This is a genomic window from Bhargavaea sp. CC-171006 (assembly GCF_009761675.1).
Classification (GTDB): domain Bacteria; phylum Bacillota; class Bacilli; order Bacillales_A; family Planococcaceae; genus Bhargavaea; species Bhargavaea changchunensis.
Genome location: NZ_QUZH01000033.1, coordinates 213,853 through 238,898 on the forward strand (window position 1 = coordinate 213,853; position 25,046 = coordinate 238,898).

Annotated in this window: 25 protein-coding genes; 18 read left to right on the forward strand and 7 right to left on the reverse strand. The window is 50.3% G+C overall.

Annotation, left to right across the window (positions count from 1 at the left end; translation table 11 throughout):
• Nucleotides 1-2 precede the first annotated feature (2 nt).
• The 5 genes from glnA to DZC51_RS15985 all read left to right on the forward strand — a co-directional run bounded on the left by glnA (nucleotide 3) and on the right by DZC51_RS15985 (nucleotide 5,800).
• Nucleotides 3-1,328: a type I glutamate--ammonia ligase gene (gene glnA / locus DZC51_RS15965; RefSeq protein WP_370513704.1), complete on the forward strand. Its 1,326-nt coding sequence runs from the start codon at nucleotides 3-5 to the stop codon at nucleotides 1,326-1,328.
• Nucleotides 1,329-1,372: 44 nt separating this feature from the next.
• A complete protein-coding gene (gene asnB / locus DZC51_RS15970; protein WP_157297473.1) occupies nucleotides 1,373-3,220 on the forward strand; it encodes an asparagine synthase (glutamine-hydrolyzing) in 1,848 nt (615 codons plus the stop codon).
• Nucleotides 3,221-3,515: 295 nt separating this feature from the next.
• A complete protein-coding gene (locus DZC51_RS15975; RefSeq protein ID WP_157297474.1) occupies nucleotides 3,516-4,061 on the forward strand; it encodes an NADPH-dependent FMN reductase in 546 nt (181 codons plus the stop codon).
• A gap of 50 nt (nucleotides 4,062-4,111) precedes the next feature.
• Nucleotides 4,112-4,870: an arylamine N-acetyltransferase family protein gene (locus DZC51_RS15980; RefSeq protein WP_157297475.1), complete on the forward strand. Its 759-nt coding sequence runs from the start codon at nucleotides 4,112-4,114 to the stop codon at nucleotides 4,868-4,870.
• A 33-nt stretch (nucleotides 4,871-4,903) separates the two neighbouring features.
• Complete coding sequence (locus DZC51_RS15985) at nucleotides 4,904-5,800, forward strand: PhzF family phenazine biosynthesis protein (protein WP_157297476.1); 897 nt, start codon at nucleotides 4,904-4,906, stop codon at nucleotides 5,798-5,800.
• A 62-nt stretch (nucleotides 5,801-5,862) separates the two neighbouring features.
• On the opposite strand, the gene DZC51_RS15990 is transcribed toward DZC51_RS15985, so the two are convergent.
• Nucleotides 5,863-6,990 carry a trans-sulfuration enzyme family protein gene (locus DZC51_RS15990; RefSeq protein ID WP_157297477.1) on the reverse strand — a complete coding sequence of 376 codons (1,128 nt, stop codon included), beginning with the start codon at nucleotides 6,988-6,990 and terminating at the stop codon, nucleotides 5,863-5,865.
• Nucleotides 6,991-7,209: 219 nt separating this feature from the next.
• Here DZC51_RS15990 and DZC51_RS15995 point away from each other — a divergent pair, with 219 nt between their 5' ends.
• On the forward strand, nucleotides 7,210-8,028 hold the full coding sequence (locus DZC51_RS15995) for a protein kinase domain-containing protein (protein WP_157297478.1): 819 nt from the start codon (nucleotides 7,210-7,212) through the stop codon (nucleotides 8,026-8,028).
• Between the two features lie 581 nt (nucleotides 8,029-8,609).
• On the opposite strand, the gene DZC51_RS16000 is transcribed toward DZC51_RS15995, so the two are convergent.
• The gene (locus DZC51_RS16000) at nucleotides 8,610-9,272 is read right to left on the reverse strand and encodes a TerC family protein (protein ID WP_370513705.1); all 663 of its coding nucleotides are present in this window, start codon (nucleotides 9,270-9,272) and stop codon (nucleotides 8,610-8,612) included.
• Nucleotides 9,273-9,502: 230 nt separating this feature from the next.
• On the reverse strand, nucleotides 9,503-10,489 hold the full coding sequence (locus DZC51_RS16005) for an LLM class flavin-dependent oxidoreductase (RefSeq protein WP_157297480.1): 987 nt from the start codon (nucleotides 10,487-10,489) through the stop codon (nucleotides 9,503-9,505).
• Between the two features lie 161 nt (nucleotides 10,490-10,650).
• Here DZC51_RS16005 and DZC51_RS16010 point away from each other — a divergent pair, with 161 nt between their 5' ends.
• The 6 genes from DZC51_RS16010 to DZC51_RS16035 all read left to right on the forward strand — a co-directional run bounded on the left by DZC51_RS16010 (nucleotide 10,651) and on the right by DZC51_RS16035 (nucleotide 16,535).
• Entirely contained in the window at nucleotides 10,651-11,604 is a 954-nt protein-coding gene (locus DZC51_RS16010; RefSeq protein ID WP_157297481.1) for an alpha/beta hydrolase family protein, read from the forward strand.
• A gap of 95 nt (nucleotides 11,605-11,699) precedes the next feature.
• A complete protein-coding gene (locus DZC51_RS16015; protein ID WP_157297526.1) occupies nucleotides 11,700-12,659 on the forward strand; it encodes an ABC transporter ATP-binding protein in 960 nt (319 codons plus the stop codon).
• Entirely contained in the window at nucleotides 12,652-14,172 is a 1,521-nt protein-coding gene (opuFB, locus tag DZC51_RS16020; protein ID WP_157297482.1) for an osmoprotectant update ABC transporter permease/substrate-binding subunit OpuFB, read from the forward strand. Before DZC51_RS16015 ends, opuFB begins: the two co-directional genes overlap by 8 nt.
• Before the next feature lie 117 nt (nucleotides 14,173-14,289).
• A complete protein-coding gene (locus DZC51_RS16025; RefSeq protein WP_157297483.1) occupies nucleotides 14,290-14,610 on the forward strand; it encodes a hypothetical protein in 321 nt (106 codons plus the stop codon).
• Between the two features lie 215 nt (nucleotides 14,611-14,825).
• Complete coding sequence (locus DZC51_RS16030; protein WP_157297484.1) at nucleotides 14,826-15,476, forward strand: MOSC domain-containing protein; 651 nt, start codon at nucleotides 14,826-14,828, stop codon at nucleotides 15,474-15,476.
• A gap of 150 nt (nucleotides 15,477-15,626) precedes the next feature.
• A complete protein-coding gene (locus DZC51_RS16035) occupies nucleotides 15,627-16,535 on the forward strand; it encodes a cation diffusion facilitator family transporter (protein WP_157297485.1) in 909 nt (302 codons plus the stop codon).
• A 42-nt stretch (nucleotides 16,536-16,577) separates the two neighbouring features.
• Here DZC51_RS16035 and DZC51_RS16040 read toward each other — a convergent pair whose 3' ends face one another.
• Nucleotides 16,578-18,191 (reverse strand): sulfatase family protein, encoded by a 1,614-nt coding sequence (locus tag DZC51_RS16040; protein ID WP_370513706.1) that lies wholly within the window; start codon nucleotides 18,189-18,191, stop codon nucleotides 16,578-16,580.
• A gap of 90 nt (nucleotides 18,192-18,281) precedes the next feature.
• On the opposite strand from DZC51_RS16040, the gene DZC51_RS16045 reads away from it, so the two are divergent.
• Nucleotides 18,282-19,250 carry a formylglycine-generating enzyme family protein gene (locus DZC51_RS16045; RefSeq protein ID WP_157297487.1) on the forward strand — a complete coding sequence of 323 codons (969 nt, stop codon included), beginning with the start codon at nucleotides 18,282-18,284 and terminating at the stop codon, nucleotides 19,248-19,250.
• Nucleotides 19,251-19,274: 24 nt separating this feature from the next.
• On the opposite strand, the gene DZC51_RS16050 is transcribed toward DZC51_RS16045, so the two are convergent.
• Nucleotides 19,275-19,601, reverse strand: a complete 327-nt coding sequence (locus tag DZC51_RS16050; protein WP_232524165.1) for an ArsR/SmtB family transcription factor — start codon at nucleotides 19,599-19,601, stop codon at nucleotides 19,275-19,277.
• Between the two features lie 79 nt (nucleotides 19,602-19,680).
• Complete coding sequence (locus DZC51_RS16055) at nucleotides 19,681-19,932, reverse strand: DUF2188 domain-containing protein (RefSeq protein ID WP_157297488.1); 252 nt, start codon at nucleotides 19,930-19,932, stop codon at nucleotides 19,681-19,683.
• Nucleotides 19,933-20,137: 205 nt separating this feature from the next.
• Between DZC51_RS16055 and DZC51_RS16060 the strand changes: the two genes are divergently transcribed.
• The 4 genes from DZC51_RS16060 (at nucleotide 20,138) to DZC51_RS16075 (ending at nucleotide 23,516) form a co-directional block, all read left to right on the forward strand.
• Nucleotides 20,138-21,223 carry an SDR family oxidoreductase gene (locus DZC51_RS16060; protein WP_370513708.1) on the forward strand — a complete coding sequence of 362 codons (1,086 nt, stop codon included), beginning with the start codon at nucleotides 20,138-20,140 and terminating at the stop codon, nucleotides 21,221-21,223.
• 104 nt (nucleotides 21,224-21,327) lie between these two features.
• On the forward strand, nucleotides 21,328-22,236 hold the full coding sequence (gene metA, locus DZC51_RS16065; protein WP_157297490.1) for a homoserine O-acetyltransferase MetA: 909 nt from the start codon (nucleotides 21,328-21,330) through the stop codon (nucleotides 22,234-22,236).
• A gap of 18 nt (nucleotides 22,237-22,254) precedes the next feature.
• Nucleotides 22,255-22,683: a DUF1801 domain-containing protein gene (locus DZC51_RS16070; protein ID WP_157297491.1), complete on the forward strand. Its 429-nt coding sequence runs from the start codon at nucleotides 22,255-22,257 to the stop codon at nucleotides 22,681-22,683.
• An 80-nt stretch (nucleotides 22,684-22,763) separates the two neighbouring features.
• Nucleotides 22,764-23,516: a hypothetical protein gene (locus tag DZC51_RS16075; RefSeq protein WP_157297492.1), complete on the forward strand. Its 753-nt coding sequence runs from the start codon at nucleotides 22,764-22,766 to the stop codon at nucleotides 23,514-23,516.
• Nucleotides 23,517-23,647: 131 nt separating this feature from the next.
• Here DZC51_RS16075 and DZC51_RS16080 read toward each other — a convergent pair whose 3' ends face one another.
• Nucleotides 23,648-24,391 carry a glycosyltransferase family 2 protein gene (locus DZC51_RS16080; RefSeq protein ID WP_157297493.1) on the reverse strand — a complete coding sequence of 248 codons (744 nt, stop codon included), beginning with the start codon at nucleotides 24,389-24,391 and terminating at the stop codon, nucleotides 23,648-23,650.
• Nucleotides 24,392-24,535: 144 nt separating this feature from the next.
• Between DZC51_RS16080 and DZC51_RS16085 the strand changes: the two genes are divergently transcribed.
• Nucleotides 24,536-25,045, forward strand: a complete 510-nt coding sequence (locus DZC51_RS16085; RefSeq protein ID WP_232524166.1) for a DUF1648 domain-containing protein — start codon at nucleotides 24,536-24,538, stop codon at nucleotides 25,043-25,045.
• The last annotated feature ends 1 nt before the right edge of the window (nucleotide 25,046 follow it).

Here is a 25,046-nt window from a genome sequence, read left to right on the forward strand (position 1 = left end):
AAATGGATAAACAGCGAGTGATGGAATTGGTGAAAGAAGAGAACGTGCGGTTTATCCGCCTGCAGTTCACTGACCTGTTCGGGACGATCAAAAATGTGGAGATCCCGGTCAGCCAGCTCCCGAAAGCGCTGGACAACAAGATGATGTTTGATGGCTCTTCTATTGAAGGGTTTGTACGAATCGAAGAATCCGACATGTATCTGTGCCCGGACCTTGATACGTTCGTCATCTTCCCGTGGACATCCGAAAAAGGAAAGGTAGCCCGTCTGATTTGCGACATTGCCCATCCGGACGGAACGCCATTTGAAGGGGATCCGCGTGCCAACCTGAAGCGGGTGCTGATAGAGATGGAAGAACTGGGTTTTACCCATTTCAATCTGGGTCCTGAACCGGAATTTTTCCTCTTCAAGCTGGACGTAAACGGGAATCCGACGCTTGAACTCAGTGACAGCGGAGGCTATTTCGACCTGGCGCCGACAGACCTGGGGGAAAACTGCCGGCGTGATATCGTACTTGAACTCGAAGAAATGGGCTTTGAGGTGGAAGCTTCCCACCATGAAGTGGCACCCGGCCAGCATGAGATCGACTTTAAATATCAGTCCGCCCTGAAGGCCTGTGATGATATCCAGACGTTTAAACTGGTCGTCAAAACGATTGCCAGGAAACACGGACTCCTGGCGACTTTCATGCCAAAGCCGCTGTTCGGCATCAATGGCTCCGGCATGCACTGCAACCTGAGTCTCTTCAAAGGGGAAGCAAATGCTTTCTATGACCCGGACGGCCCAATGGAAATGAGCGATACCGCCAGGCACTTCCTCGCCGGAATCCTGAAGCATGCCCCAGGTTTCACAGCTATCACGAATCCGACAGTGAATTCCTATAAGCGGCTCGTTCCGGGCTACGAGGCACCTTGCTATGTGGCATGGTCATGCAGAAACCGGAGCCCGCTCATCCGTATTCCGGCATCAAGGGGGTTAAGCACCCGTGTTGAGGTCCGGAGCGTCGACCCGTCCGCAAATCCGTATCTGGCAATGGCTGTGCTCCTGTCTGCCGGGCTGGATGGCGTCAAAAATCAACTAAAGGCGCCGGAGCCGATCGATCAAAACATCTACGACATGTCCCGGAAGGAGAGAAGCGAAAACGGGATAATTGACCTTCCGTCCACACTGGCCCATGCCCTGGAATTGCTGAAAGAAGATGAAGTGATCATCAAGGGCTTGGGGGACCACTTGTTTGAACACTTTGTGGAGTCCAAGGAAATTGAATGGGATATGTTCCGTATTCAGATCCATCCTTGGGAGCGGGAACAATATCTGACTCAATATTAAGCCGCCGCAGCCTGTGAAAAACTTAATAGAAAGAGTGAGCATGAATGTGCGGAATAACCGGTTGGGCAGATTGGCAGCGGGATCTCAGTCAGCAAGCGCCGGTGATACAGTCAATGGCCACCACACTTTCAAGACGCGGGCCGGATGCGTTGAACATATGGTGTTCCCGGCATCTGGCCCTCGGCCACACACGTCTGACCGTCGTCGACCCTGCCGGAGGATCACAGCCAATGACCAAAGAGTCACAGGGCCGAACCTATCGGATTGTCTACAACGGAGAGCTTTACAATACAGAGGAAATCAGAAAAGAACTGATCGGCAAGGGTTATCCGTTCCACTCACGTTCCGATACGGAAGTGCTGCTGACCGCCTATATCGAATGGGGAGAACGTTGCCTGGAGCGGCTGAACGGAATTTTTGCCTTCGGAATATGGGATGAGTCTCTGGACCGGCTTTTCCTTGCGAGAGACCGGTTGGGTGTGAAGCCGCTATTCTATCATGCTGATCCCGATTCCCTGATGTTTGCTTCAGAGATCAAAGCGATTTTGGTGCACCCGGAGATGAGAGCCGAAGTCGACAGAGACGGGTTAAGAGAGGTTTTCGGATTGGGTCCCTCACGCAGTCCGGGAAACGGTGTCCTTCGTGGAATCGAAGAGCTTCGGCCGGCGCACGCCATGGTTTTTGACAGAAGCGGCCTCCGAAAATGGCGTTACTGGAATGTGGAAAGCAGGAAGCATAACGAAGACCTGACTGAAACATTGGAAAAGGTTTCATTCCTCTTGAAAGATTCAATCAGGCGGCAGCTCATCGCAGATGTTCCGGTCTGTACCTTCCTGTCGGGAGGGTTGGATTCCAGCATCATCACTGCGGTTGCTGCAGAACGGTTCAGAGAAGAGGGAAGAGGGCAGCTGAACACGTATTCGATCGACTATGAACAGAATCGGCACTATTTCAAATCAAGTGCCTTCCAGCCGGATCAGGATGCGCCATGGATCGATAAAGTCTCGGACTACATCGGTACGGCACATCATGCCAAGGTGATTGATCATCAGACACTGGTCAATGGGCTGGACAGGGCGGTACAAGTTCGTGATCTCCCCGGGATGGCCGACGTGGACGCTTCTCTCCTATGGTTCTGTGAGCAGATCCGGCAGGACCATGTAGTGGCCTTGTCGGGGGAATGCGCGGACGAGATTTTCGGGGGATACCCGTGGTTTCACAGGTCTGATCTCCTAAAGGATAGCCGGTTTCCGTGGATGACATCACAGGAAGAAAGAGCAGGATTGCTGCTTGAGAGGTGGCAGAAGAAACTTTCACTCCAGGAGTATGTAAAGGAATGCTATGAACGGACAATTGCCGAGGTCCCGGGGCTTGATGGAGAGGATTTGATAGAAGCCAGGCGAAGAGAGATGTTTTACCTGAACATGACATGGTTCATGCAGACGTTGCTGGAGCGGAAAGACCGGATGAGCATGGGAGCCGGCCTGGAGGTTCGTGTTCCGTTTGCCGATCATCGACTCGTCGAATATGCCTGGAATATTCCATGGGAAATGAAAATGTTGGAGGGCCGTGAAAAGGGGCTTCTGAGAAAAGCGATGGAAGGGGTTCTCCCTAATGAAATACTCAATCGCAAAAAGAGCCCGTATCCGAAAACCCACCACCCTGCATACATGAAGCTGGTAAAGGAAAAGCTGCAGGGCATTCTTGAGAAACCTTCACCGCTTTGGGAGATTGTTTCAAAGGAAAAAGTCAAAGAGATCCTCGACTCCGACGGTTCCTCTTTCAAGGCGCCTTGGTTCGGCCAACTGATGACCGCACCCCAACTGATCTCACATCTGTCACAGATCCACACATGGTTCGATCATTACAGCATTGATATTATCGAAAGCTGAAGAGAGCAGCAGGACACATTCCTGCTGTTTTTTGCCGTCACCAGAACTGCCCTTGATGTTTTTTTGGTGTAAAGTGAATCTATAGGAGATGAACGGCTTGAAAGGATGAACGGTCAACGTTACCAACGAGGATTTAGAACCGCTCGGGGTCAGGACTGGAGACCAGTTGGTGGTGCCCGTGATGACAGCTCAATGCCAAACCTGCAACGATGTAAATCTGTCTGAGATTGAGCAGGGGGTTCAATCGGGAATACAGTAATCAGGGAATTCACTATGGAAAGAGGTAGAAGCATACATGAAACTAGTCGGTGTTTCCGGGACACTTGCCGGTGAGAAAACATCTTCCGCTGTAGGCAGCGTTCTGGCAGCTGCCCGTCGTCTGGATCCAAGTATAGAAACGGAATTAATAGACCTGAGGGACTATGAAATTGATTTTGCAGCTGGGCTTCCCTTGGCGGCCTACAATGAAGACACTTGGAATGTCGTTCAAAAAATAGTATCTGCAGACTTTCTGGTGTTTGGAACGCCAATCTATCAGGCATCTCTTACAGGTGCCTTGAAAAATCTTTTCGATCATTTGCCGGAACATGCATTTAGGAACAAGGTGACAGGTATGGTCGCAACAGGGCAGACAGAGAAACATTTCTTGGTGCTGGAATATCATCTCGGGTCGATCCTATCGTATTTCAAGGGTCTGATCCCCACAGACAATGTCTTCATCCTGAATGACTCCTTTGACCTCGAAACTGATGAAATTATGGACAAACGAATTTTAGAGAGAATCCGTAAACTGGCCGGAGAGATGATCGAATTACAACGCGGTATCATGAACAGAGGCTGACACGTTTCATATGCCTGACACGACAATGTAATCGGTTGGAGGGATTGGATATGGAAATAGAGCAGTACTTGCAGCGAATCAATTGGAGTGGCCCGGTCAGAGTGAATATGGAGACGCTCCTTCGGCTTCAGGAGCATCATATGCTGAATATCCCGTTTGAAAATCTGGATGTGATCCGAAAAGTCCCGATTCCGCTTGATGTGGAGACTTACTTCAGAAAGATTGTCGTAAATCATCGGGGCGGGTTTTGCTATGAGCTGAACGGATTATTTAACTGGCTGCTTCTAAATTTAGGGTTCAATAGCCGGTTGGCATCTGCAACGGTCAAACGGCCGGATGGCGGCTGGACGCTGTCGGGAAGTCATGCCTGTCTGATTATTGAAATGGAAAAGCCCTATCTTGTCGATGTCGGCTTCGGCGATTCAGTCAGGGTGCCGCTCCCATTATCAGGGGAGGAAAGGGAAGACGTCAGCGGCACTTACCGGCTGTCGAAATTAGCGGATATCGGCTTTGATCTCCAGAAATATCGGAAGCAAGACGGATGGGAGACACTCTATCGTCTCGATACGAGTGTGAGAACACTAAATGACTTTGAAGAGGTCTGCCAATTCAACCAGACTTCTCCCCGGTCCCCTTTTACAAAACAGCCACTTGTCTCTTTGGCGACACCTGACGGAAGGCTGACACTGTCAGAAAACACCTTTACTGCGACACGCCAAGATGAAAAGCATAAAACCGTCATTGAAGACAAGGAAGTGACGACCGTTCTGAAACAGTATTTTGGAATTGATCTGGACCGAAACCATTAATAGATATTCGGGAATGAAGCGAGGGGACAGACATTGAAAACAATCACGGTTTATCAATACGATGCATTCAGCACAGAGCCAGGCAAGGGAAACCCCGCAGGTGTGGTGTTGAGAAGTGAAGGTTTGACGGACTCCGATATGAAGGAGATCGCCGCTAAAGCTGGATACAATGAAACAGCGTTTTTACTCGATTCGAATCAAGCGGACCTGAGGATACGTTTTTTCACGCCTGGTTACGAGACAGATCTATGCGGACATGCCACCATGGCCACTATTTTCGCATTGGCCAGCAGAGGTGCGCTGGATGGCAAAGAGCTACTGACGATAGAAACGAAAGCTGGCATTCTTCCTATAAAAGTCACCTGGACCGAAGATGATGAATGGTCCATTACGATGAAACAGGCAACTCCGAAGTTCATCGATTTTGAGGGATCAAAAGAAGAGCTGATGCATTTAATTGGACTAAAGGAATCAGATCTTGATCCAACATTACCGATCCAATATGGAAGTACTGGAAGTTGGACATTACTCGTCCCGGTAAAACATCTTTCAAAGTTTCAGGAAATGAAGCCGGATAATCATCGGTTTCCTGAAGTGTTAAAGGAAGTTCCGAAAGCTTCTGTACATCCGTTCTGCCTGGAGACCCACGACCCGGCCGCAGACATGCACGGCCGGCATTTCAGCTCCCCTTATTCCGGAACGGTTGAAGATGCCGTCACAGGCACAGCCTCCGCAGTGATGGGCGCTTACTATGCCAAGTACATAAATCCCGGATCATCAGATCAGGACCTTCTGGTGGAGCAGGGACAGGAAATCGGAAAAGATGGACGTGTTGCTGTCCATGTCTTGAAAGATCAGCGGTCTTTTGATGTACAAATAACAGGTAAAGCTGTGTATGTGAAAGAGCTGCAAATTTCATTTCCTGATTAAAAAAAGATGATCGTTGGAAAGAATCTCAACGATCATCTTTTTATTTAGCATGGATTTCGCCTTTACTCCAGTGCCTGCAATAAATCTTCCTTAAGGTCTTCCACGTGCTCGAGACCGACTGATACACGCAGCAGATTGACAGGAGCAACAGCATGGACCCCTTCAATGGAAGCCCTGTGCTCGATCAGGCTGTGTGTTCCGCCAAGGCTTGTGGCACGGATAAACAGCCGGCATTTTGCAGCGACAGCCATTGCCTCAGCTTGTCCGCCTTTTACCTGGAAGGATAGCATACCGCCAAAGGAACTCATCTGCTTTGCTGCAATTTCATGTCCCGGATGTTCAGGGAGTCCCGGATAATGGACGGCTTCCACATTCGGGTGCTGTTTCAGGAAATCCGAAATTTCCGAGGCGTTTGAGCAGTGGGTGGCCATGCGCTGGGGGAGCGTCTGAACGCCACGCAGGGCAAGCCAGCATTCGAACGGGGAAGGGACAGCTCCTTTTGACTGTTGGGTTGCCCTCAATCTCGCCAACATCGCATTATCGGACTTGGCGATGACCGCCCCGAGGAGCAGATCACTGTGTCCGCCGATATACTTGGTCACGGAATGTAGTGAAAAATCCACGCCGAGACTGAGGGGTTTCTGAAGAACCGGTGTTCCCCATGTGTTGTCGACCACGGAATAGGCGCCGGCCGCGCCGGCCAGCTTTGCCACTGCCTCGATATCCGTCACTTTAAGCTGAGGGTTGGAAGGGGTCTCCAGCCAGACGAGTCCGGTCGGTGCCGCATTGATGGCCTCCTCCACTTGAGTGAGATCGGTCATGTCCACAAACACAACTTCGAAGTTTGTCCCGATATCTGTGTCTGTAAGCAGTGAACGGATTCCATGGTACATATCATCAGGCATCACCACGCGACGGGGTTTATCGGCAGGCAGTGATTCGATCAAAGAAGAAATTGCCGCCATTCCGGAACCGAACGTGACCGTATCGAATCCGTCTTCGAGCGATGTGAGGCAATCTTCCAAAGCTTTGCGGTTTGGGTTATCAATTCGGCTGTAAATATATTCATTCGGATAAGATCCGTCTCCTGCCCGTTCGTATGTTGAAGAGAGGTGGATCGGCATGGTGACCGCACTTGTCGATGGATCAATCGAACGTCCGGCGTGGATGGCTTTTGTTTCAAAACGCATATGAATGCCCCGCTTTCCATGGTTATGTATGAAGGTTTTTGTGTTGACCCAAAAACCTACCCAGTTCCATTTTACACGAATTTCATGCAAGTCCGACTTTATAATAAATGATTCCTTCCGTATGAGCACCGTTATGGTCATAGGAAGCCGACAATGGTAAATTCGTCTATAGAAAGAATTTAAGTGAGCAGTTTTGATGAAGGGATTTAATCCGAGACTATGGATATTCTGCGCGTCGCACGAAAAATCCGGCAGTTTTTTGTAGACTGGCCAATCCGGGAAAACACGATTCTTAATGGACGGTATAAAGTCTCTGACGTCATTGGAACAGGCAGTTACGGCATCATTTATGATTGCACCGACCTGCATACCGAACAGAAGACAGCTGTAAAGCAACTGCGGCCGAGCAAACGGCATAGCAGTAAAGAGGTCGGCATGTTTCTAAATGAGATGGAAATCATGAAACAGCTCTCACACCCGAATATGCCGGCCTTCATCGAAGACTTCTCTAATGACAATCAGCACCTGTACTATGCGATGACGTTCATCGGAGCAGAAAATATGGAAGAGCAAATCTTCACCCGGCAACAATCGTTTAGCGAAGAAGCATCATTGCTAGTTGTGGAACAACTGCTGCAGATGGTTCAATACCTTCACGCAAAGGGAATTTATCATCAGGACCTGCGCATCCCAAACATCCTGATTAACAAGGGAGAACTTCATTTAATCGATTTCGGGCTTTCGATATGTGAAAGTGAAGTTTCACAGGCAACCAGTCAAAGCGGATCATGCAAAAGGATCGAGCAGCTGAGGCGTCAGGATTATTATGACATGGGTGAAATCTTGTTATATCTGCTCTACACCGCTTACACACCCAAAAATAAAAAAGCTCTTCCTTGGACGGAAGAGCTGACCTTAAATCATGAAACCGTCCATCTGCTGAAACGGTTGTTGGGTGTTACGGATTCTTATACGAAAATCAGCGAAATCGCCGCTGATCTCCAGAATGCAGTTTCAAGTACCAGGATCGGAAGTTAGCTGCTGCTGCGGCCGCGCCTCTTGTAATATTTGCTTCCGCTCATAGGGGAACGGTTGTACCTCCGGCTGCTTGAGCTTCCCCGGCGATAATGGTTATGTCTTCGGGAGCTGCTTCCGCGTGACAGGTTTTTCAGCTGTTTCAAGATTTTCTTAAACATGCGCGACCTCTTTCCTTTTTAAATTGTTTTTCAGTATAACACGGTGATGACAACAAAGCTTTCCCGGCCCTTGGCTGGCAACATATTTGATGAAACAGGTGAAGGCTGTTTCATTGATATGAGCAATCAATTATGGAGGAGTAATCCGGTGAAATCTCTTTTGTTGGCCGTAGTTGCCTATTTGACTGCGGGCATGGTGCTTACCATACCTTATTCAGGGATGCCAGCTTTAATGGGATATTGATTCGGGCATGGGTGTAACGGCATTTTAAATGATGTTATTAAAGAGTAAAAGCCTTCCGGGACAGCTATGAACCTGTCCCCGGAAGGCTTCCCATTTACCCTTGTTTCTGATACCTGGTGCTTCCGCCAACATTGCAATACTGCGCAATGTATTCCTGATTTCGGCAATCGCATTCGAACTTATCCGATTTTATGGATTTTATTCGCCTCAACTTTTTTATTGTGTGCATAGCCGAGGAACAACACCAAGATAGTTAAAATTGCCGAAATCAGGTAGGTGACGGGTCCATGTTCGATATGAAGGAATTCAGTGAATCCTTTATCCTTCAGGATCATTTCTCCCGCAGTCCACGCAAGTATTCCTGCACCGATGTATGCGATCCAGGCATATTTGTGCATCGCTTTTACGATGAATTTCGAACCGAAGATCATAATTGGGATACTTACTGCAACACCCAATGCAATCAGCCCGAGATGCCCGTCAGCTGCACCCGCTACGGCCACGACATTATCAAGGCTCATGACGGCATCCGCCATAATGATGGTGCCGACTGCGGCAATCAGGCCTGTCGAAGCCTTCACATGTGCTTCCTCTTCCTCTTCGGCGAGTACTTTGTATGCAATAAGAAGAAGCAAGGCACCTCCAATCACATTCACATAGGGGATTTTCAGCAGGTAAACAATGATAGTTGCAAACAAGATGCGCAAAATAACGGCTCCTGCCGTTCCGATGAAAATGGCTTTGTTTTGCTGTTGTTTAGGAAGGTTTCTGGTTGCCATTGCGATGACTACAGCGTTATCTCCCGATAATACAATATCAATCGCAATGATTTTTAATAGCATCAGTACTGCTCCGGAAGTGATGGCAAGTCCGGTCAATGATTGGATGTCCACAGGACAATTCCTCCTAATAATCATAGGTATAATCTACAACTATTCATCTTACTCCTATTTTTTGTCACATTCAACGATGCGGTTCAGCATCGTGCGCAGCCCTAATAAGCCCGCAAATGATCAGACAATCATAAGAAAAGCCTTCCAGAGCAGCGTTTTGCCTGCCCGAAAAGGCTTTTTTAATTTCTGATATCAAGTGCTTCCGCAAGGAGTGCAATAACGTTCATGCGGTTTTTCGATCCAAATACATTGGGGACGATGGTCACTTCGTCAGCCTGATACTCTTCGGCTGTCTTTTGAATATCTTTTGAAACTTGTTCAGAGGTGCCGATGAACATGCGTTTTCTGTTGTTTTTGATCTTCTCCTTCTCCAGCGTGCTGAACCCACGCTTCAAAGCAGTGTCAACAGACGGATAATAAGGCGGAGGACTGGAAGATTCCACGCTAAGGAGCCACAGGTCCAATGCCTTGGCCAGTGCCTCCGATTCCTCAGGAGTCTCTGCCACAACCGCGAAAACGGAAATCATGACTTTGGGACGGCTGAGCAGGGAAGTGGGGCGGAAGTGATCCCTGTAATGTCGGACAATGTCATGTCCTCCTCCGGGTTTGGCAAGATGGGCGTAGGCATAAGACAAACCATGCTCTGCAGCGATTGCCGCGCTGCCCACGCCGGTTCCTAGAAGCCAGATTTCCGGAGCGGTGTCGATGACCGGCATGGCAGCCAGGTCCCGGAAGCGGTGATTATTGGCCGGCTCTGATAGGAAATGACGAATATCTTCTATCTGCTGTTCATAAGATAAGCGTTTTCCTTTTGTTTCATTCAGTGCGCGGTTGACAAGCTGATAGCTTGGAGAGCGGTCGATGCGGTTCGGATGCAACGCTTCGAGGACCCGGAAATTTTCGGCGACTTTATAAGGGCTGTAATGGGGAAGCATGACGCCGCCAGAACCGATCCGGATTCGTTCCGTCGATCCGGCGAGGTGCATCATCAGCATTTCAGGGCTGCTGCCGGCAACGGAGCGCACATGATGATGCTCGGATACCCAGAACCGCCGGTAGCCCAGCTTTTCCGCCAGCCGGGCCATTTCCGTTGTATGCATGAGGGCATTGCGTGCATCTGACCCTTCGTCGATGGGGGAATAGTCGAGGATATTATAGGTGACCATCCGTCATTTCTCCTTTTGCATTTCGTCGCTTGATTCCCACTCTATCACAGCGAATGGGCATCCGACAGGCTCACGGATTTGGGTGAAACGGGGAAAAGGAGACAGAAGGCCGCACAGCGAAATATATAGTGGAAGTTTGGAAAGACCAGGAGGGAAATAATATGTACAATGAGGCGCTGGTGACGATTGAATCGGCATTTCCGCTAAGCGGGACATTGACCATACCGGAAGAAAAACAGGACAACTATCCGGCTGTGCTCATCATCGCGGGATCGGGCAAAGGTGACCGTGACGGAAACCTTAAGAATCTGCAGATGAACATCTATAAAGACCTCGCGGAATTTCTGACATCCCAAGGATACATGACGCTCCGTTATGACAAACGCGGAACCTATAAAAGCGGAGGGAACTTCAATGAAGCCGGGCTTTCCGACCTTATTGATGATGCAGTAGAGGGAGTCCGTTTTCTGAAAAGCCACCCCAACGCTGATCCGGATCGGATACTGATTCTCGGTCATAGCGAAGGGGCACTGATCGGGCCTGCCGTCCACAACCGGGAGCCGGTGGATGGTCTGATCCTCCTGGCCGGGGCAGCCGAACGATCCGCCGACCTTATCCCGAGGCAAAGTGAAATGGCCTACGCGGAGATGAATGTAGCGGGTGGACTGAAGGGATGGTTATTCAGGACGTTCAAGGTAGCGGACCGGGCAAGGAAACAGAACACACAGATCTTTAGAAAAGTGTCCGACTCTGAAAAAACGGTTATGAGAGTCAAGGGCATCAAGGTAAATGCAAAATGGGTCAGGGAGACACTGGCTTATAATGTCCTCGAGTATCTGGAACGGGCTGACTGTCCGGTCCTTGCCGTAACGGGGGAAAAGGATGTCCAGGTTCCTCCTGGACATGCTCGGCTGACCGCGGAAACCGTACCGGGCAAGTCCGAGTGGCACATCATTCCGGACATGAACCATATGCTGAAAGATTATGAGGGCGAGCACACCATGCTTGGAATCATGAAAGAGTACAAATCCGTTGCCGACAGACCGTTGTCCCCTCGATTATTAGAAGTCATCGGTGAATGGCTAGTCGCTCAGGAATTGATGCACTCCAAATGAAAAACGGCGGTCCGGAGGATATCCGGCCCGCCGTTCTTTGATCTAAATGGTAAAATGGGTACAACTACGGAAGGGGTTGAGAAACGATCGCATCCATCATCGAATTCCAAAACGTGACAAAACAATACGGGGACGGTACGAAAGCCGTTGATTGCCTCGACATGGAAATCAAACGCGGAGAGTTCATCGTCCTGGTCGGACCGAGCGGGTGCGGGAAGACAACCACCCTCAAAATGATCAACCGGCTGATCGAACCGACCAAAGGCTCTGTTCTGATCAACGGAAGGGAAGCCGAAAAATACGATATTCACCGGCTGCGCTGGGATATCGGATATGTCCTGCAACAGATTGCGCTTTTTCCGCACATGACCGTGGAAGAAAACATCATGGTCGTCCCCGAAATGAAGCAAATGGATAAAATGGTGATGAAGCGGCGTGCGCATGAGCTCATGGAACAGGTCGGTCTGCCTCCGGCCGTCTTCGCTCAGAGGAAACCATCAGAACTATCCGGCGGACAGCAACAGCGGATCGGAGTCATCCGGGCATTGGCTGCAGATCCGGAAATCCTTCTGATGGACGAGCCGTTCAGTGCGCTTGACCCGGTAGCAAGAGAGAAACTTCAGGATGATCTGCTCCGTCTGAAACGATCATTCAATAAGACCACGGTATTTGTAACCCATGACATGAACGAGGCGCTGAAACTGGCTGACCGGATCTGCGTGATGCGGGATGGCAGCATCGTTCAGACTGGCACGCCGGATGAACTAAGGCGAAATCCATCCGGAGCATTTGTCCGGGATTTCATCGGCAGGGGAGAAAGCCGCCTCTGTGAAGTCCTGGATCTGAGGCAATCGGTTTCCTCTGTCCCTGCCGGAACTCCTCCCCCACAGGCATCCCTTCCTGCAAAGGTCCGTACAGATCAACTGCTCCGTATAATGGCCGACCATGAAACCGCCGGGGTGGAAGACGGAGGAGAAATGATCGGACTGATCACACGTGCATCGGCGTTCCGTCTTCTTGCAGAATCAGGGAAGGTGGCTGACCGCGATGAGTGATTTTCTGGCAGTCTTTAAAGAGCGGAGAGGTGAATTGTGGACAGCGCTCTTTGAACATATCGAGATTTCTTTTATTGCACTGCTGTTTGCAGTTCTGATCGCAGTGCCGGTTGGCATCTGGCTGTCCCGGCGGGGGAAACTGGCTGACGGAATCATCGGGGTGGCCTCCGTCATCCAGACGATCCCGTCACTTGCCCTGCTCGGACTGTTGATTCCTGTAGTAGGAATCGGGCGGGTGCCGGCCATCATAGCTTTGACGGCCTATGCGCTGCTCCCCATTCTGAGGAATACATATACCGGCATCCGGGAAATCGATCCGGCTCTGATCGAAGCTGCCGAGGCGATGGGCATGAATACTCGCAGACGACTTCTGAAAGTCGAGCTTCCCCTCGCCATGCCGGTCATCATGGCCGGCATCAGAACATCGACCGTCCTGATCATCGGGACAGCGACGCTGGCAGCACTGATTGGCGCAGGGGGGCTCGGCGACCTGATCCTCCTCGGTATCGACCGAAACAACACTGCCCTGATCGTACTCGGTGCCATTCCGGCTGCCATGCTTGCCATCGTCTTTGATCTGATCCTGAAGAAATTCGAGGAAATGCCTTTCAAGAAAAGTCTCGTCGCCATCGGGGGGATTATCGCGGTGGCAATGATTGTACTGATTGCCCCTCTTCTTTCAAATGAAGATAGCAAGCTGGTCATTGCGGGTAAGCTCGGTTCGGAACCTGAGATTCTCATCAATATGTACAAGATCCTGATAGAAGAGGAGACTGATCTTGAGGTTGAACTGAAGCCCGGGCTGGGAAAGACAAGTTTTGTTTTCAATGCGCTCCGCACGGGCGAGATCGAGATTTATCCTGAATTCACCGGGACGGCAATCTCTGAATTCCTGAAGGAGACCGCGGAAAGCACGGATAGCCGGGAAGTCTACGAGCAGGCTCGCATCGGGCTGACGGAACAATTCGGAATGACGATGCTGGATCCAATGCAATATAACAATACCTACACGCTGGCCGTACCGAAAACATTTGCGGAAGAACATGGTCTTGAAACAATTTCCGACCTGAAAAAAATCCAGGACCGTATCCGCGCCGGCATCACATTGGAATTTTCGGATCGTGAAGACGGTTACCAGGGCATCCAATCCTTATACGGCATTGAATTTCCCAATGTTGTCACCATGGAGCCGAAGCTGAGGTACACAGCGGTCGAATCAGGGGAAATCAATCTGGTCGATGCGTATTCGACGGACAGTGAAATCGAGCGTTACGGGCTGAAAGTGCTTGAAGATGACCGGAATCTGTTTCCGCCTTATCAGGGAGCCCCGCTTATGCTTGAGGAAACTGCTGAAGACTACCCTGAAATTGTGCAGGCACTGAATGTACTGTCCGGTAAAATTTCAGATGATGAAATGCGTGAAATGAATTTTCGGGTCAATGTTGACGGTATTTCTGCTGAAGATGTTGCCAGGGACTTTCTAGAATCAGCAAATCTGATCGATCGCCACTGAACCTTACCCTGTGTACGCTTTGCGTTACAGGGTAAGGCTTTTCATATTTGAAACCATTCACGGATCCCTTCGTATAGTCAATGAAGGAACATCAAATCGGATAAGGAGTGGGCATCGTTGAAAAGAGCTGAGGAGATCGTATTGGAAACAGTCCCGGAGGGCTCAACAGTCTATGAACTGATCAGGACGGGGTTTGCAGAGAAAAAGACCCGGATTTTGGACATGCTGTTTGATGAACTCCTGACATTGAATCGGACGGTCAGCCAGATCAAGGGAAAAGAGGCTTACTTTCTGGTGGTTGGAGGCAACCGTGCTGAACTTGTCAAAGTCAGCGGAGATTCCATTTCAGAACGAAAAGACGCACCGGCTGAAGCTGCCGGCAATAAGGCTTTCAATCTTGATGGCTATCGGTATAAGCGATATCGGAAAATCCTGTGAACCATTCACTGATTATGAGGTTCACGATTGTTCAGGACGGATGAAGCGCGACAGAACTATAAAAAACGACCCCTTGCAGAGTTCGCTGGATTCTCAGGGATCAATGAATACATACAGATGACAAGGTAAGGCCGGACATCGATTGAGGGTTATCCGGGAAAGATGAAATTGCGCTATACTGGTCTCTATAAAATGTTGCGGACGGAGGCTGAGGGATGATTAAAATGGTTTACTTTTCGACGGGCAAGCCGAAAACCATCAAGTTGGACGGCGGCAAGGAAATGGTGTCCGGAATTGCCAAGGAAAGAACGGAAGAGGCCTATTTGTCCCGGGACGGTTTTAAAGGGGACGGAGTGGCAGACACGAGGCACCACGGCGGACGGGACCGGGCCGTCTGCATTTATCCTCATGAACACTATGCATTCTGGGAGAGGGAATTCGGTGTCACACTTCCGGCATCCGCCTTCGGTGAGAATCTGACGGTCACCGGCATGACGGAGGGGGATGTTCATATCGGCGATATATACCGGGTCGGCGAAGCGCTGATCCAGGTCACACAGAGCCGGGTACCGTGCAGCACCATTTCCCGCAGGCTCGGTATCCCCAAGATTCTTCCAAGAATAATCGATACAGGTTTTACCGGCTATCTGTGCAGGGTGATCGAGGAAGGAATGGTCAGGCATGACTCCGATGTTAGGCGGATCCATATCCATCCCGCCGGCATTACGGTACAGGAAGCAAACGATGCCTATTTCAGAAAGTATTCAGACCGGACAGCGGTGGAGCGTGTGCTGTCTGTCAGAGAGCTTGCCTTAAAATGGCGGGAAGGTCTGGAAAAGCGGGCAGGATTGCTGAAGGGACAATAATGAGTGGGCAGCCATGGGGGCTGCTCTTTTTTTGTATGGACTGTCAGGAAAACGGGTAAACGAAATGAAGACGGTTGCACATTTATTATTACACTGACATAATGTATATATGAACATATAATCATATAACGGAATAAGGGAGTTGATTTCATGGGCCACGACCACGGCCATTCTCACAGTCATGCCACTTCAAATAAAAAAGCGTTGTTCTGGGCGTTCATCCTCATAACTGCGTTTATGGCTGTTGAATTTATCGGCGGGTTCATGACAAACAGTCTTGCACTGTTATCGGATGCCGGCCATATGCTGAGTGATTCAGCGGCACTGGGACTCAGTTTTTTAGCTATTCTGCTTGGGGCCAGAAAGCCGACAGGGGAGAAGTCGTTTGGTTACCGCCGTTTTGAGATTCTTGCAGCTGCGATCAATGGCATCGCACTCATCGTCATCGCGGCGGTGATCATGTTTGAAGCGGTGCGCCGTTTTATGGCTCCGCCGGAAGTCCAGAGCACCGGCATGCTGGTCATTGCGGTGATCGGGCTGCTGGTCAACATTGCAGCTGCGTTCATTCTCATGCGGGGTGAGAAGGATGACAATCTCAACGTGCGAAGCGCGTTCCTGCATGTAATCGGTGATATGCTCGGCTCTGTAGGGGCAATTACAGCAGCAATCCTGATGATTCTGTTCGGTTGGTGGATTGCTGACCCGATTGCCAGCATCATTGTCTCGATTCTTGTGCTGGTGAGCGGCTGGAGGGTGACAAAGGATGCTGCAAATGTTCTGATGGAATCGACTCCAGACGGAATCAACCCTGAAGAAGTTCGGAAATCGCTCGAAGAACTTGATGCAGTGACCGATGTCCATGATCTTCACGTCTGGTCGATTACACCGGAAGAGCCTCTCCTCAGCTGCCATATGACGATCGATGGACAGGGAGATCCGGACCGGATTCTCCGCGACGCACACCGGATCCTGCATGACCGGTACTCCATCGAACACAGCACCATCCAGTTAGAGACGGACGGGGGCGGCTGTCCAAGTCCCCATGGAACGTGTAACTGATAAAAGGTGATCCGCGGATTTGCGGGTCACCTTTTTTGAATGTCATTCATGAAATTGTTCAATATAGTCCTCGTATCCGTCCATCCACTCCAATTGCCGCCACTCACCGGTCGGGTTGTTGCGCTCATTCCGCTGGCACTCACCGGGTGTGGATCGGCCCTTCTTTACATAGTCCTCAAGATCGTTCATCAGAGATTCAATGATGTCGGGATGCCGGTCGATGACATTATGAAGTTCCTTGACATCACGGCTGAGATCGAACAGTTCGGAAGGCTGGAATGAAACATCTGTGCCGACATCATCCATGCTTCCTCCGTCTGTAACAAGGTTCAGTTTCCAGCGGCCTCTCCTGATGGAAAGTCCGCCGTTGCCTGAGGAATGGACGATATAGCTGCGGACAGTATGTTCTTGGCCTTCCCAGAGCGGAAGGTTGGATATCGAGTCTTCTGCTTCATTGTCCCCAAGTTCCGCACCGGTCAGCTCGGCAAGTGTTCGGTAAAGATCCGACAGGCTCACCATATGGTTGGAGGAAGAGCCACTTTTGATTACTGGCGAATACGAAATGATGGTCGGTTCCCGGTGGCCGCCCTCCCAGATATCTGACTTCTTCCCCCGGAAATGGTAGCTCGGGTTGTGTCCCTGTTTGAGAAGGTGGGAAAAGTTCGCAACCCCGGATGCCCCGTTGTCGCTCGTGAAAATAAAGATGGTATCGTCAAATATCCCTTTCTGCTTCAATTTGTCCATAATCTGCCCGACGTAGGCATCAAGCTGGAGAACCCAATCCCCGTAATCTCCGATGCCCGACTTCCCATGGAATTCCGGAAGCGGAAGAATCGGCCCATGGACCAGGTGGACAGGATAGTAGAGGAAGAACGGTTGGTCTCCATCTGCAAATCGGCCGATCAGCTCCAGTACCTTATTTTGCATGTTCGCCGGTACCTCTTCATGAACAAAATGGGGCGCCTTCACCCCTACTTGCCAAGCTTTCTGCTGGCTGGCGCCAAGCCGGTCAAGTCCCGGCACACCTGTAATTTCTGTTGGTTCTTCGAGCACCCTGTCGTTTTCGATATAGACAAACGGAGGCTGATCAAGCGAAGCCGGTGTTCCATAGAAATAGTCGAAGCCCATTTGGAGAGGCCCATAGGTAATGGGTTTTGAATAGTCGATATCAAGGCCTTCCAGCTGGATCATCCCTACACCCGGATCAAAGTTTCCATCCCGTCCCATTCGGGTTTCAGGCACTTCAAATTTCTCTTCATCCAAGCCGAATTGATCAAAGTCATATCCATCCTTCAGTTGCCATCCAAGTCCCAGATGCCATTTGCCGACTGCTGCCGTCTGATAGCCCTGGTCCTTCAGCATCTGTGCCATCGTTCTTCTGTTCTTTTCGATCAGCGGTTCGGAATCACCCGGGCAGACAAAACTTTTCAGCCGTGACCGCCAATTGTACCTTCCGGTCAGCAGTCCATACCTCGATGGGGTGCAAAGAGCGGAAGTTGCATGGGAGTCCGTAAAGCGCATGCCGGATTGCGCCAGTGCATCGATGTTTGCTGTATGGATTTTGGAATCAGGGTTAAAGGATGAAACATCCCCATATCCCAGATCGTCCGCGAGGATCAGCACCACATTCGGTTTTTTCTGTTCCAAATGAATCACCTCAATTGTGTTATCTAGGTATTCTTCCCTGTTTGTCCTGAGGGGTAAACAGGGAAGGATAGGACAATAACGGGAGAAGGAGTGAACGAGATGAAAGAGCCGGATGCCAGTTGCTGTACACCTGGACAAAATCACATCATACGGACAGAAGAAATCTATATTACTGAATGTAAGAAACCATGTGATCGGGAACATATGGTTTACATACCGGGCGGCTCATTCCTGATGGGCAGCGAGGATGCGGAAAGTTTTCCGCAAGACGGGGAAGGGCCAATCCGTGAAGTCACGGTGAATTCATTTTATATCGATCCTGCCGCCGTTACCAATGCGTCATTCGATGAATTTGTTGCACAGACCGGCTACACGACAGATGCTGAACGGTTCGGATGGTCATTTGTCTTTCATCTGCTGATCAGTGACAGGACGGCGGAAACGGTGGTGGGCAGTGTCCCGCAAGCGCCGTGGTGGCTTGCGGTGCCTGGAGCTGATTGGCGGCACCCTGATGGCCCGGACTCGGGGATCAGTGAGCGATTGGATCATCCGGTCGTCCATGTCTCATACCGCGATGCACAGGCCTATTGCAGTTGGGCGGGCAAGCGCCTGCCGACCGAGGCGGAATGGGAGTATGCAGCAAGAGGGGGGCTTCAGTCCAAAAAGTATCCGTGGGGAGATGAGATCATGCCGGATGGAGAACATAGATGCAATATCTGGCAGGGAGAATTCCCGATGCAAAATACAGCATCTGACGGATATGTCGGAACAGCTCCCGTGCAATCCTATTCACCAAACGGATATGGTCTTTATAACATGTCCGGAAATGTGTGGGAGTGGTGTTCGGACTGGTTCACAGAACGGCGGAGAGGCAAATATCAACCAAAAGGTCCTGAAAAAGGGATGGCGAAGGTGATGAAGGGGGGATCTTATTTGTGTCATCAATCCTACTGCAACCGATATCGAGTTGCCGCCCGTTCATCGAATACCCCGGATAGTTCAACCGGAAATATCGGTTTTCGCTGTGTCGCTGATGCCGAACCGCTCCGAACAAACAGAAAAAGGTGATCCGCAGATTTGCGGGTCACCTTTCTAATGGTGTCTGGCGTGATCAATTGCATCCCGAAGCAGGTCCACGACATGTTCATCATCGATGGAATAATGCAGGGATGTACCTTCTCTTCGGTATTTGACGAGCCGCAGATTCTTCAGAAAGCGCAGCTGATGGGAGACCGTGCTCTGAAGCAGGGAAAGCCGAGCGGCGATTTCGTTGACCGGATACTCGTGTTCCGAAAGAAGATTCAGGATCCGTAGCCGTGTCGGATCTGACAGTGCCTTAAACGTCTGGGAGACGATAAACAGCGTCTCTTCATCAAGTTCACTTTCGCCGTCGGGCATGGAATTCATCTCGTCCTGCATGTCGCTGCCTCCTTGTAGCCGATATTTCCATTATACCAAAAGAAAAAGGCGGACCTGCAAAGCAGACCCGTCCAAGTCATCAATATTCAATCTGATCTTCGATTTTCCCCTCATCATCATGGATAATGGCCATGCTGCCGTATTCCTCCGCCAATTCTTTGGCGCGTGCTACGACGCGGGACTTGTCATTCTCCTGCATCATCTGCTCTTCTTCGCCTTCTTTTTTCAACGCCCAATTCCCATCATCCGGAACGACGTGATAATTGGCTTTGTCGGTACCTGCCCGGTCATCAAAGTACTTGTCGGGGCCATTGTCATTTCTTCCCGGCATTCAGAACCCTCCCTATCTGTGATAGTTTGTGTTTTCCCTGTTTGTCTATTATGAAACGGCTGTCGAAATAGGTGATAACGCATCTTGTTTTGACTTTCTTTCTGAACGGGAAGGAATCAGGATCGGCGGTGTGGAAAAACCGGCATAGTCAATCGTTCCAACGGGCTCATGAAAGAGATGATACGGGGGAGGTATACAGGAGTTGGTGAAGCGAATTTATTTCTTTACCGGATTTCCGGGGTTTCTCGCGACCCGGTTGATCGGCAGGCTTGCCGAGGAGGAGCCGGAGTCCGAGTTTGAGCTGCTTGTCCATGAATCTGCCATTCCGGAGGCGGAGCGCATTGTCCAGAGACTCAGGGGAAACAAACGCACCAAACGTTTCAGAATCCATGCCGGCGATATCACGAAGACCAATCTTAAATTAGAAAAGGCAGTTTCAGAACGGCTGAAAGAAACCGTGACGCACGTTTTCCATCTGGCGGCCATCTACGACCTTGCCGTCCATGATCGCATCGCACAATCGGTGAATGTTACGGGGACGAGGAATGTGAATCTCTGGGTTCTGGAATGCAAAGCGTTGGAACGATACGTCTATTTCAGCACCGCGTACGTATCCGGCGACCGGAAAGGCACCATTTATGAAAACGAGCTGGCACTTGGGCAGACATTTAAAAATCACTATGAAAAAACGAAACATGATGCGGAAGTGCTGGTCCAGTACATGAGAGACCGCATACCGACCACCATCATCCGTCCGGGCATCGTCCTCGGAGATTCGAAAACCGGTGAAACCGCCAAGTTCGATGGCCCGTATTTCATGATGCGCTATCTGGACAAGTTTTCACGGATGCCGATCCCCTATGTGGGTAAAGGGCAGGCGCTGATCAATCTGGTTCCGGTTGACTACATTGTAGAAGCTACCGTTTATCTGTCCCGTCATCCTGTCGGTGCGGACAAAGTGTATCATCTGACTGATCCCAATCCCTATCAGGCAAAAGAAGCTTTCCGGCTGATTTCCCAGGCGCTCACCGGGAAAGCGCCTTCATTCACGATGCCCCATTCGACAATTCGGATCATGCTGTCATTCCCTCCGTTGCGGAGATGGGTGAAGGTGGAGAAGGAGACGCTCGATTACTTCCGGCTCGAAGCGGTGTATGATTGCACGGAAGCACAGAGAGACCTCGAACCGGCCGGCATCAAATGCCCGGATTTTGCCGACTACATCCCCGCCGCCGTTGAATATTATCGTCTGCACAGGAATGATCCTGCCAAACTAATCGAAGTCGTCTGAAACTTTCTCCTACCATTCGGCGTCGGAATCGTCTATCATTTGGGTATTGCGGTTTATTCATATGCCTTCATATAGACAACCTGCCAAGAAGGGGGAAATCGGACATGCCGATCAACATACCGAAAGACCTTCCTGCCGCAATAAAGCTTCAGGAAGAGAAGATATTTGTCATGGACTCGGACCGGGCAGTTTCTCAGGACATCCGTCCTCTGAATATCCTGATCCTGAATCTTATGCCTGAGAAAGAGCGTACTGAACTCCAGTTGCTTCGGCTTCTCGGCAATACGCCGCTCCAGGTGAATGTCACATTCATGACGATGGCGAGCCATCAGTCGAAAAATACAAGCAGGTCGCATCTGGATGCATTCTATGTCACGTTCGAAGAGATCAGGCATCGAAGGTTCGATGGGATGATCATCACTGGCGCGCCGATCGAACATCTGGATTTTGAAGAAGTGAACTACTGGAGCGAGTTAGAAGAGATCTTTGAATGGTCTGAGCAAAATGTCACATCGCTTCTCAATATTTGCTGGGGTGCACAGGCGGCTCTTTACCATTTCTACGGAATCGGAAAGCGGCCGCTTCCGGAAAAATGTTTTGGGGTATACCGGCATACCATCTCAGATCCGACTGTGCGGCTGGCAAGAGGATTCAATGACCTCTTCGTCGCTCCGCATTCCCGCTATACCGAAGTGGATTCGGAAGACATCCGGAACCATCCAAAGCTTCATCTTCTGTCCGAGTCGGACGAGGCGGGCGCCTTCATCATCGTATCCAAAGACGAAAGGCATATTATGATCACCGGACATTTGGAGTACGATGCAGATACGCTTGCGATCGAGTATCAGCGGGATCAGGACAAGGGTCTTGGCACAGCCATTCCCGAGCACTATTTCCCGGACGACGATCCGGAGAACATTCCACTCAATACGTGGCGTTCCCATACGTTCCTGCTTTTCTCGAACTGGCTGAATTATTATGTGTACCAGGAAACGCCTTACGTCTGGGAATAACCCGGGGAGGGATTTCGGTTGTACAAACAGAAGACCCAACCGTCGGACAACAGCGTCATCGAATTCATCGAGCAGGTCGATCACCCGCGGAAAAAAGAGGACGCCTACCGTCTTCTTGATCTGTTTTCAGAGACGACCGGCAAGGAACCGATAATGTGGGGGCCGAGTATCATCGGATTCGGCAAGTATCACTATCGATATGCAACGGGCCATGAAGGGGACGCGCCGCTTGTCGGGTTCTCACCCAGAAAATCCAAAATCAGCCTTTATGTCACGGCCGATGATACGGAGCGTCAAGAGCAGCTTTCGCGCCTTGGCAAGCACTCATCCGGGAAGGCTTGTGTCTATATCAACAAGCTGGATGATATCAACCAGGAAGTCCTTAAAGAAATGATCCAGAGTACCATCAGATTTCTTGAGAAGAGGTATCCGGATGGAATTGAATAAAACAGAAGGGAACCTGCCTCTGGGCAGGTTCTTTTTTCGTCCGGCGGGTAAAGTAAGAGCGAACAGCCGGAGGGATACAGATGAAAAAACTAGTGTTTCTATTAATATTCCCCCTCTTCCTGTTTGGATGCGGAAGTGAAGAGGAGGAAGGGAAAGAAAGCGGAAAATCAGGTAAGGAACTGATAGGTGAACTGCTTGGCACCATTTCAGAAGTGGACTCCTACGAAATGGAAGTGGAAATCACGTCGGAAAACAGAGGCGGCAAGCAGGAAACAACAACCGGGAAAATCAGGGTCGCAGATTTCGATATGCCGGAGATGCACGCCGTCTACGAGAAGATGCCTGAAGTCGTCTCCCGGGAAAATACATCCAAACTGGAATACTACCAGGCAGGAGAACGCCTTGTGATCAACTTGGGAGACGGATGGACAAACAGGAGTACTGAAGACATCACCGCTGATGATCTCCCGTCGGTCCGCTATATGGACATCGTCCAGCTGTTGAGGGAAGTGGAAGGGGAGCTGAAGACAGATCAGACCGGAAACCGGATTATATATGAAGGGGACAGCCAAAAGTTGTTTGATTCATTCAAGAAAACATTGTCCATCTCATTTCGGTCGATCAGTCCGGAAGCAACCAGCAGCCGGCTCGAGGTACGGCTGGATGGAAAAACATCGATGATGAAGGAGTTCCGCTATACCGTCACCGGAAAGGAAATGGATCAGTCAGAGACCATCGGCTACCGTCTGCGATATCTCCGGATGAATGAGGTAAAAGGCATTGATATTCCTGACGAGGTCCTTGATGAGATGAGCGGTACGACAACTCACTAGGGGCACTGGTGAGCTGTGTGATTTCCGGGTGAATATACTTCAAAAGACGCACGTGGCACCAGTTGCCGCGAGGCTTCTTTTGTGTCCAAATAATAAAAGCCTGTCCGGTCTGCCGGACAGGCTGGTTTGAATTAAGTTTCTTCGGCAAACTCCCGTTCTGCGGAACTGACGTACAATGAGCGTCCATTGAAGTAGCCTGAGATGATTTTCAGGAAGATTCGGACCGAGTCCTGTACAGGGCGATAATGGGAACTGGCATTGTCGTCGAGATAAATGGTTCTTATTCCCACTTCCCGGATTTCTACATCTTCCCGCACGGCATGGATCAGCGAATTCATTTCATAATCATATCTTTCTCCCCTGATCGTCATGAGCCAGCGGATTTCCCTGCGGGGAATTCCCCGCAGGCCGGTTTGGGTATCATTAAGCCGTGTGCCAAAGAGCATCTTGAACAGCCGGGAAGTCAGCCGATTACCGAACAGGCTTCTTCCCGGGATGTCAGGGTGTATAAAATCCCTGACTCCCAATACCAGCCCCCTGGCCGATTTGACGGTTTCCCGGGTTACCCTGATAACATCATCAGCGGTATGTTGTCCGTCGGCGTCGGCAGTTATGACATGGGTGACTTCTTCACACTGTTCCCAAACGTGGCGGAATGCCGTTTTAAGCGCGGCTCCCTTGCCCATATTTCGTCCATGAGTGAGTACCGTGCATCCTTCTATTCCCCGGATGGAATCAAAGATCGGTTTCAGCGGAAAGGCGCTTCCGTCGTCGACAATGATGATCCGTAAATTTCCTTGTTGCCTGAGTTGGCGGATATACGCCGGCAGGCTGTGATCCGGGTTATAGGCAGGAATAATGATTGCAGGGTTCATGATCGTGCCTCCTTCCGGTCGCGTGGTTACTGTCCTATACCCGTTTCAGCAGTTGTATGCAATGCGAAACCGGAATTTCCGGCGTGATGGGTACAGAAACGTGAAACCTGGCGTGGAGGTGGGCCGTATATAAAGTTAGAGGTGATGGTCGTGAAATCCTATGATCGTCCAAAATTGGACATACCGAAGACAGGGTTGGAACGAATTATGGACTGGGCTGCCATTCTGTTATTCGCCGCGGGCACAGGTTATCTGATCTGGATATGGGGAGACCTGCCGGCAGAAGTTCCGGCCCATTTTAATGGGGCAGGAGAAGTGGACCGCTGGGGATCCAAATGGGAACTTGTGATGCTGCCCATCATCGCGGGCTTACTCTGGATCGGGATGACCGTCCTTGAGAAATACCCGGAAAAGCATAATTACATGGCGGAATTGAATGAACGCAACATCGAGTTTCAGTACCGCAATTCCAGGATGATGCTGAATGTCCTCAAGAACCTGGTGGTCCTCGTCTTCATTTATCTGAGCTACCTTTCAACTCAAGTGGCACTCGGCGAGGAAGATTCTCTAGGCATCGGATTTCTTCCGTTTTTCCTAGTCCTCATGTTTGCTCCAATGATCATTTTCATGATCCGGTCGCTGAGGCACCGGTAAC

Bases quoted from the DNA above. Each gene is read 5' to 3' on its own strand.
- DZC51_RS16005 (WP_157297480.1), bottom strand. From the start codon at position 10,489: ATGGTCACCTATAATATCCTCGACTATTCCCCCATCGACGAAGGGTCA.
- DZC51_RS15990 (WP_157297477.1), bottom strand. From the start codon at position 6,990: ATGCGTTTTGAAACAAAAGCCATCCACGCCGGACGTTCGATTGATCCA.
- DZC51_RS16030 (WP_157297484.1), top strand. From the start codon at position 14,826: ATGATTAAAATGGTTTACTTTTCGACGGGCAAGCCGAAAACCATCAAG.
- metA (WP_157297490.1), top strand. From the start codon at position 21,328: ATGCCGATCAACATACCGAAAGACCTTCCTGCCGCAATAAAGCTTCAG.
- DZC51_RS16075 (WP_157297492.1), top strand. From the start codon at position 22,764: ATGAAAAAACTAGTGTTTCTATTAATATTCCCCCTCTTCCTGTTTGGA.
- DZC51_RS16050 (WP_232524165.1), bottom strand. From the start codon at position 19,601: ATGCAGGACGAGATGAATTCCATGCCCGACGGCGAAAGTGAACTTGAT.
- DZC51_RS16055 (WP_157297488.1), bottom strand. From the start codon at position 19,932: ATGCCGGGAAGAAATGACAATGGCCCCGACAAGTACTTTGATGACCGG.
- glnA (WP_370513704.1), top strand. From the start codon at position 3: ATGGATAAACAGCGAGTGATGGAATTGGTGAAAGAAGAGAACGTGCGG.
- opuFB (WP_157297482.1), top strand. From the start codon at position 12,652: ATGAGTGATTTTCTGGCAGTCTTTAAAGAGCGGAGAGGTGAATTGTGG.
- DZC51_RS16035 (WP_157297485.1), top strand. From the start codon at position 15,627: ATGGGCCACGACCACGGCCATTCTCACAGTCATGCCACTTCAAATAAA.
- DZC51_RS15995 (WP_157297478.1), top strand. From the start codon at position 7,210: ATGGATATTCTGCGCGTCGCACGAAAAATCCGGCAGTTTTTTGTAGAC.
- DZC51_RS16085 (WP_232524166.1), top strand. From the start codon at position 24,536: ATGGTCGTGAAATCCTATGATCGTCCAAAATTGGACATACCGAAGACA.
- DZC51_RS16080 (WP_157297493.1), bottom strand. From the start codon at position 24,391: ATGAACCCTGCAATCATTATTCCTGCCTATAACCCGGATCACAGCCTG.
- asnB (WP_157297473.1), top strand. From the start codon at position 1,373: ATGTGCGGAATAACCGGTTGGGCAGATTGGCAGCGGGATCTCAGTCAG.
- DZC51_RS15975 (WP_157297474.1), top strand. From the start codon at position 3,516: ATGAAACTAGTCGGTGTTTCCGGGACACTTGCCGGTGAGAAAACATCT.
- DZC51_RS16010 (WP_157297481.1), top strand. From the start codon at position 10,651: ATGTACAATGAGGCGCTGGTGACGATTGAATCGGCATTTCCGCTAAGC.
- DZC51_RS16045 (WP_157297487.1), top strand. From the start codon at position 18,282: ATGAAAGAGCCGGATGCCAGTTGCTGTACACCTGGACAAAATCACATC.
- DZC51_RS15980 (WP_157297475.1), top strand. From the start codon at position 4,112: ATGGAAATAGAGCAGTACTTGCAGCGAATCAATTGGAGTGGCCCGGTC.
- DZC51_RS16000 (WP_370513705.1), bottom strand. From the start codon at position 9,272: ATGCTATTAAAAATCATTGCGATTGATATTGTATTATCGGGAGATAAC.